Below are 6,892 nucleotides of genomic sequence, written 5' to 3'. Positions count from 1 at the left end.
GAAATCAATACCTTACTACAATATTATGGCACTACAAACAGCATTTCCAGATCCGTCCGTTGATTCTATTGAAGTTTATTCGCAGAAAGTCACGAAAAAGGGGGATAGCCTGTTAAACCTGGGCTAGATGGCTGTGTCGGGGCCGAAGCGGTCGTAGCATTGAACGGCGGATCGGATCGAGTTCGGTTTGCCGATACCAAAAAGCGGAACTCGGCAATCGCTCTGAACCGTATCAGCGTGTGGAGGAGCGGGTTGGCGACCTCTGCGTATTGCGGAATGCCTCGGACTGCTCGAGTGCGGCGCTCCGGCGATCACCAAGCTCAATCAGCCCGTCAAGGACAGTTAGGAGGTGCCGCGCTTGATCAGCGGTCAGCGGATAGTTTGCATCGGCGAGGATCTGAACCATGCCCGAAAGTCGGGCTGGCAGCATGAGGCCAGTCCAGCTAGCTCGGGATTGCCCCAAGGCCTTGAGCGCTTCGGCCGCTTGATCGGCAAAGGCGTCGATCGGATAGGCGGCGCCCGCGCGCTCGCACAGGGTCAGAAACGTATCCATAACGAAGGGCGCCCAGCCGGCGTGGCGGACAAGTTTGTCGATGAGAGGCATCACCCGCGGCAGATCGGTCCAATCGCCATTGGCGAACCGCGTCGCGCCGGTTGCCTTCTCCACGGAGACGAAGAAGAGCGATTTGATGAGGGGCGGTAGCTCGAAGCCGTGGACTTCGCCGGCGCGGTAGCCCTTCGGGTCGAAGACGCGATCGCTCAAGAGCCGGTCAAGGCAATGATCGAGTAATGCGATAGTGCCGTCGCTGACGGTCTCGGCGTCATAGACATGACGGCAGGTCGTCATCTCTGCGACATCCGCAATGATGGCGAGGCCAGCGTCGTCAGGCGCCTTGCTGAAGGGCTTCAGATACCGTTCGATAACCGTATCGGAGGAAAGGAAGGGCGCCGATCGCGCGATGAGGTCGGCGAGCTGCATCGGCCAATGATTGAGATCGGCGCGATCACGACCGTGGCGGCGGTCATCTTCGTCGCGCCAATCCGGGGCGAGTTTCGAAGCCGTCCAAGCGGTGAGTTGATCGAGGTAGGACAGGAATAGGGGCCTGAACTCGGACGACGCGCACCAGGCTTCTACGGGGAATGAACGGACGATCCGTTCTGCAATGTGGTGATTGAAAAACACGTCCGGTTCGCGCCAGACCGGCTCCTCGTGACGGCTGCCCGTCCGGAACCGGTGTCGTGGCGGCGCCTGCACCCAAGCGGGAGGCAGGGCGGTGAGCGGCTCAATTTGGCGGGATGCGTATCGGGTTAAGGAGGACTCAAGGGCTGTGTTCCGGGCCGCTTCGTTTTGGCTGGTATCGCAGGTTCCTTCATCATCCATTTCGGCCACATGGGTGATGAAGAGGTCTGAGGCGAGGCCCGCGGCGGCCCAAGCGAGATCCCGATCGAAAAGACTGAGGAGGGCGGCGAGCGCGGAAGCGGCGACCTGATCGTGGGGATGACATGCGAGTCGAAGTAGTCGTTCGGCTGAACCCCCGTTCGGCGCGTCTTGGCGAAGGTCGTGGCGCAAGGCGGCGACAAGATGCAAACTGGGATGCCACGGATTATTTGAACCAGCCCGTGAGCCTTCTGGCTCTTTCATGCCCTCCACTCGAGCCAATACATCCCACGCCCAGTCCGTTTGCTCGCCGCATACTCCCCCGAACCAGACGACAAGGGCGGCGGTGGCAGAGATCGCGCTTTGACGGGCGCCAGTGCCAGGCTCCGCAATCACGTCAAATAGGTCCGGCGCGTCGCGAGACCGTACATGGTCCAGCGCCGCAGCGACATCGATGTTCGGCTCGAGAGCACCGGCTTCAAGGGACTTCGTGGCCCAGGCCATCACGCTACAGTCCTGAAGACTGAGCGCGTTCGTAGTTAGGCGATCTTGGACTTCATCCGGCAGCGCCTCGGGCGCCTGATATTCGATGATTTGCACCTTGAGATCTTTGGGAAGGTTGCGGGCCCGGTAGTTCGCAGCATCGCCCCAACCTGCCCAAATCCGCGCGGTTTCAAGAAGCGACTGCGTTCGGCCTTCACTGAAGCGCTCTTCTTCAACGAAGTATGGCAGCTCATCAGGAAAAGCCGCGAGCGCCGATCTGAACCGTTGCCTAAGCTTATCGTCCGCATGCAGTGCAAAGAGTACCGCGAGATCCCGGACCTCGCGGAACCGGCTCTTACGCCCCTTGAGATAAGAAAGAGCCGCGGCCTTATCGGCCGAGAGGCGCTGCTTTAGATCGAGACCAAATAAGTCGATCTCCGCCTGATTTTCCTGGGTCATCCGGGTAAGGTCTACATGCCAAAGCCGCTGGCAGGTTGTGAGCGGCAGAACGGTTTCCGAGGCATGCATCATCTCGAGCGCGAGGGACACCGCGATCCCGAGAACGGCCCAGCATTCATGGCCTTCGACGACGTCTCTGATGATCTCATCGACGGGACGGCTGGCGTCAAGCTCTTGATGTGCCCAATAGGCAAGCGCCAGGAAGGCGCACTCAAGCGGTTGCGATGACAGCTGGCCTTTGAACCAATTATAGACACGCCAATCGCCCCAAAATCGCTGACGGCCCCACGGAAAGTCCAAGTCCAGGGGTATCGGGGTCCCAAGAGACGATTTGTTGATCTCGTGGATCTGTCGCCAAGCCTCCATAGCGTGATTGGACAAGTCGCGAACCAGGGCGCGCGCCAAATCGGACTCTACCTTGAAGAGACTGCCGAACGGTTCGTGCAACGGCGAAGGCGGAAAGTATGCTCGATGGTACTTATCGATGGCGAGATCATCGAGATCGAAGGTGGTATCGCCCCTGATCAACGTTGGAGCAGACAAAATCCTTCGTTCGTGTTCGGAGCGCTCCTCTTCGGGCTTGTCGCGAATTTTCCGAAGCAACGCGTAGTGCCGCTCTGAGTCCCGTTGCTCTTGCTCGATCTCATCCTTCGGCAGGATCTCGATGAGTTCAGCGCGGGCGAGTGCGGCGAGCCTTTCTGGCGATACGCTCGCGAGGATCGGAGAGAAGCCTATGAGTTCCTCGTAGGCTTTCTGCCGCATCCGGTCATTTGAGATGGCGCGATCAGATAAGGCAACTGCTGGATCCGAATAAGTACGCGCGGCTCGCAGGATCATAAGGCAAAGGTTGCTTTCCAACGCCGATCTCGTCTCGTTGGCGAGTTCCTGCCAGCGACCGTAGTCCATGGAGAAGTGGTCGCGATATGTGACGCTTTCCAGATCGATCAGCCACTCGTTGCAGAGCATGATGATCCGCTCGGACATGTCGTTCCTTAGGTCCGCGACGGCATTTTGCCAGACCTTAAAGATCTCTAGGACGCTGGGGATCAGCCGGGCGGGCAGAGTCGGAGCAAGCGACGACAGCCAGTCCAGAACGCGCTTCCAGGTAGCAAAGTCGGAAGGCCAGCCAAGTAAGTCCGCCATGCGCACGAGACTGGCCCCGTCGACATCCGCCCGCGAATGTTTCAGCACAACCGGATTGGGGATCGTATGCTCCGCTTGGAACCAGACCAGGAATTTCTGGAGAAGCAGGTAATCGTCCGCGGCGAGGAGCATTTGGAATTCACTTAAATGATTGACGAAATGCGGACTTGATGGGGGGCCGGTCAGCCAGGCCCGCTTCCACTGGGGGCGAAGCTCTTCGGCCTCCAACGCGCGGTAGGCATCAGCCCAGCCGGGACCGCGGGTGATCGCATGTTGAGACAGGAGCGCCACGATCCGCGCGAGAAGCGGCGGCTCGCCCGCTGCAGACAGAGCCTGCGGCCACGTCTCGCCCTTATCAATCAGCAAGCGGAAGAACGCCCACTCGAAATAGATATCGTGAGTAAAGGAGAGCGAATGACCTTCTTCGACCGAACGGATGATGCGATCACCTCGAAGAGCTGAGATTTGTGTTTTGGTCTCGGGCGCGAGGTCGCGAACGGCGATAAATTTGCCGAGATTGCCGGCGCCGGCTTCGGCGAGATCGAGGAGGGCGCGTTGTCGGAGGAAAGCCGTGCCTTCCTCGGCATCATGGCCGCCACCCCGCCACCAGGCGGCGATCAATTCGCTTTCGGATCCGGGGGCGGTGTCGCCGGAGATTCCGGCGCCCGCGAAGCCCTCGGCGAGGACCGAGGCGAAGAAGGGACGCCGAGCTATTTCCTGGATGGCGGGAGCGCCGAAGAGCAAGGCGCGCAGCACAGGCTTCGCTTTGGCGAGGTCTTCCGCCTCCGTATCGTTGAGAAAAGAAACGGAAACATCGCCGACGCCCGTCTCCCGAAAGAAGCGAACAGGAATCCATGCCCGGAGAGCTTCAAGACCCTGGTCTCTCGACGTCGCCAAGACCTTCCAAAGGGCAAGCGCCGGTTCGGTTTCAAGCTTGTGCAGAAGGTCGGTGACGATCTTGCGCTGGGTCGGTTTGATACGGTCGATGCCGTCAATGAAGAGGACTGGGTAGCCCGTCGCGCCGATCTCAGCGAGCAAAAGGCCGGCGTCCTTGTGTTGAAGACCAAGGTCCGTCGCGAAACTCCGCCAATCGCTGCCGGAGAGCCGGTCGGACTTGAGTACGATTACGGGGCCAGTCGTCATCATCTCTTCGATCACGGTTCGAAGAACGACTGACTTCCCACTTCCCGGAAGGCCGCTGATATTGACGAAGCGATGCGCCGCCAGGCGATCGCGCACTCGCGTCGCCAGGGCATTTCGATGGATGTGAACGCCGTCAATGTCCGGAGAAATGTCGCTGACAGCGCGGGCCGCAAGCTCACGGAACACGGAAAGATCGTGGGCGTAGGAGGGTGCGGCTTTCAGCCGGAACCTATCTTTGAGCTTGCCGAGAAGAGTAGGAAGGGTCCATATCTTCCTAGGGGCCGCACCAAGTCGCGCCTCGTGGCAGAGAGCGGAGAACAACGCGGCGCCGGATTGTGCGGCGTCCGCAGCGAGCAAGTCCGAAAGGCGATTGACGGACTCTGCATAACGCGGCCCATTCTGATCGAACCCGTCGAGGCGCAATGCGACGAAGTGGCGATAGAAATCCGCTTCCTGGTCCGCAGTCGACGGCGCAATGAGAGTCCTCAGCTCTTCCCGGAGGGTTTTGTCCGCATTGCTAGCCGCGCCGCTTGCGGCGAAGCGCGCCTCGAAATCGGTGCCGGTAGGGCTACTTTTGGCCCATTCGATCAGCCGGTTCAGACTCCTGAATTTGCCGCCAGCGACATGCTCGACAGCGAAGCCGTACCGATCATCGCCGACTCTAAAATCGGTTTTCGCGCGTGTTCTGACCGCACGCTGAATGATCTCCCGGAAATCAGCATTGCTCTTTGCCGCGCTGATGGTGAGGCTTCGCTTTACTTCCAGGCTGAGCCGCCGAGAGGCGCCTTCCAGGATCGTGTCGACGATGACGTCATCGAGTGGCTCGCCCTGAGAAGCTTGCTGAACCGCAACACGCGCTACATGCCCGGCCTGGCCCGCGGCGTTTTCCTCTCGCAGCAGAGCGGTCAGGTAGTACGCCACGACGGTGTCTTCGTATGTGTATCCTGCGCCGCCGGTGAGTTCAGACGACGTGCCGGCTGCGCCGTCACCATTATCGCTGGTCAATTGATAGCTCCGGCAGTCATATGACCTCTTGGTGACTCGGCTGAACAGTTTATCACCGGCTCGACCTTCTCGCGATTTCGATCTTGTTGGGATGCGAAAAGCTGCATTCCTTGCGATTCCCGAGGGTTTCTTTACCAACGGCTCCCTCGTCGGGCGCCAGCGCTCCAAGGTCCACGGCATTCTGTCCTCAGCCGTCGACTGCGAGCCAATCTTCCGGGGTCTGACGCCCGGCGCGCGCGAGCAACTCGAGGTCCCAGGTCAGGACACGGGCGTTGTCGCGGGCCGCTACCGCGGCGTACGTCTGCTCCCCGTAACCGCCGGCGCGCGCCTAATTCGAGCGCTTCCGCTTCCAGGACATGAGCGGAAGCACTTGGAGCTCGCGTAGGGTCATTGCCGCCGACAACCCCGCGTCGGGATCGTTGCGCCACCTCGCCAGCGCACAGGCCGTCTCGACGAGGAGCAGTGCAGGGCCGAGAAGCGATATTGCCCGGTCGCGCGCCACCTGTAGGAACCGGAGGGTCGTCGTGCTTCGGATCGCCTGGATCGAGCGCCGCGATCCAGACGTTCGCGTCAACGGTCAACACGCGCGGCCCCCCAGGCGATTGCGGCCTTCCTCCACGATCTCGCGCGCGGTCGGCCCCGGTGGGTCCGCCGGGATGCTGTGCTGTAGCCATTGGGCCACCCAGTCGCCCGCCACCCGTGCCGTTTGGGATCCGTCCTCCGACAGCCAGTCCCGGTACCGCCTCTCCGTGACCTCGCGGATGGTTCGGCCCTGCAACGCCGGCCTGGCCTTCACCTGACGGTACAGGTCGTCGGGGATTTCGATCGTCGCTTTCATACGACCAGCTCAGGGGTTTCCTGTATTCCCTGCAAACGACGGTGGCATCCGGACCGCGCGGGCAAAGGGAGGTCGATTGAGGCCGGCGCCGGCGCTGTCGATTCGGCATCCCTACCCCAGCGGCGGCTCCGTCGGGGTCTCCGTGGCACGCGCCTCTTCGAGGTCGGGGATGAGCGTCGTCAGGGTCTCGGCGCCGGCCTCCGCACCCGGTTCGAGGCGCGCGATATGGAACAGGGCCTCGCCCTCGTTGACGAGCGGTAGATTGATGCGGCCGATCACGATGCCGGTGGTGGGGGTGTGGACCTCGGCCTCACGTTCGCCGAAGGGGTCGGCCACGACGCCCAGGCGTTGATGTGCCTCTACCCTGGCCCCGAGCGGGGTGAGCGTGCGCAGGATGCCGCTCTGCGGTGCCCGTACCCAGCCGCTCGAGCGGCCCTCCAGAG

Annotated in this window: 4 protein-coding genes; 1 reads left to right on the top strand and 3 read right to left on the bottom strand. The window is 61.3% G+C overall.

All coding sequences use genetic code 11. The features are described 5' to 3' along the window. Nucleotides 1-232: 232 nt before the first annotated feature. Nucleotides 233-5,611 carry a hypothetical protein gene (locus M3461_00610; GenBank protein MDQ3772985.1) on the bottom strand — a complete coding sequence of 1,793 codons (5,379 nt, stop codon included), beginning with the start codon at nt 5,609-5,611 and terminating at the stop codon, nt 233-235. A 91-nt stretch (nt 5,612-5,702) separates the two neighbouring features. On the opposite strand from M3461_00610, the gene M3461_00605 reads away from it, so the two are divergent. Continuing rightward, the gene (locus M3461_00605) at nt 5,703-5,996 is read left to right on the top strand and encodes a hypothetical protein (protein MDQ3772984.1); all 294 of its coding nucleotides are present in this window, start codon (nt 5,703-5,705) and stop codon (nt 5,994-5,996) included. A 192-nt stretch (nt 5,997-6,188) separates the two neighbouring features. Here M3461_00605 and M3461_00600 read toward each other — a convergent pair whose 3' ends face one another. Continuing rightward, on the bottom strand, nt 6,189-6,449 hold the full coding sequence (locus M3461_00600) for a hypothetical protein (protein ID MDQ3772983.1): 261 nt from the start codon (nt 6,447-6,449) through the stop codon (nt 6,189-6,191). A 111-nt stretch (nt 6,450-6,560) separates the two neighbouring features. Further along, nucleotides 6,561-6,892 (bottom strand): succinylglutamate desuccinylase/aspartoacylase family protein (locus M3461_00595; protein MDQ3772982.1); only part of this gene is annotated, 332 nt, incomplete at its 5' end.

The organism is Pseudomonadota bacterium (genome assembly GCA_030860485.1).
Classification (GTDB): domain Bacteria; phylum Pseudomonadota; class Gammaproteobacteria; order JACCXJ01; family JACCXJ01; genus JACCXJ01.
The sequence above is the reverse complement of the archived record's forward strand: the minus strand, read 5'-3'. Positions and strand labels throughout refer to the sequence as shown.

Excerpts from the sequence above, each read along its gene's own strand:
- M3461_00600 (MDQ3772983.1), bottom strand. The coding sequence starts at position 6,449 with ATGAAAGCGACGATCGAAATCCCCGACGACCTGTACCGTCAGGTGAAG.
- M3461_00605 (MDQ3772984.1), top strand. The coding sequence starts at position 5,703 with ATGCGAAAAGCTGCATTCCTTGCGATTCCCGAGGGTTTCTTTACCAAC.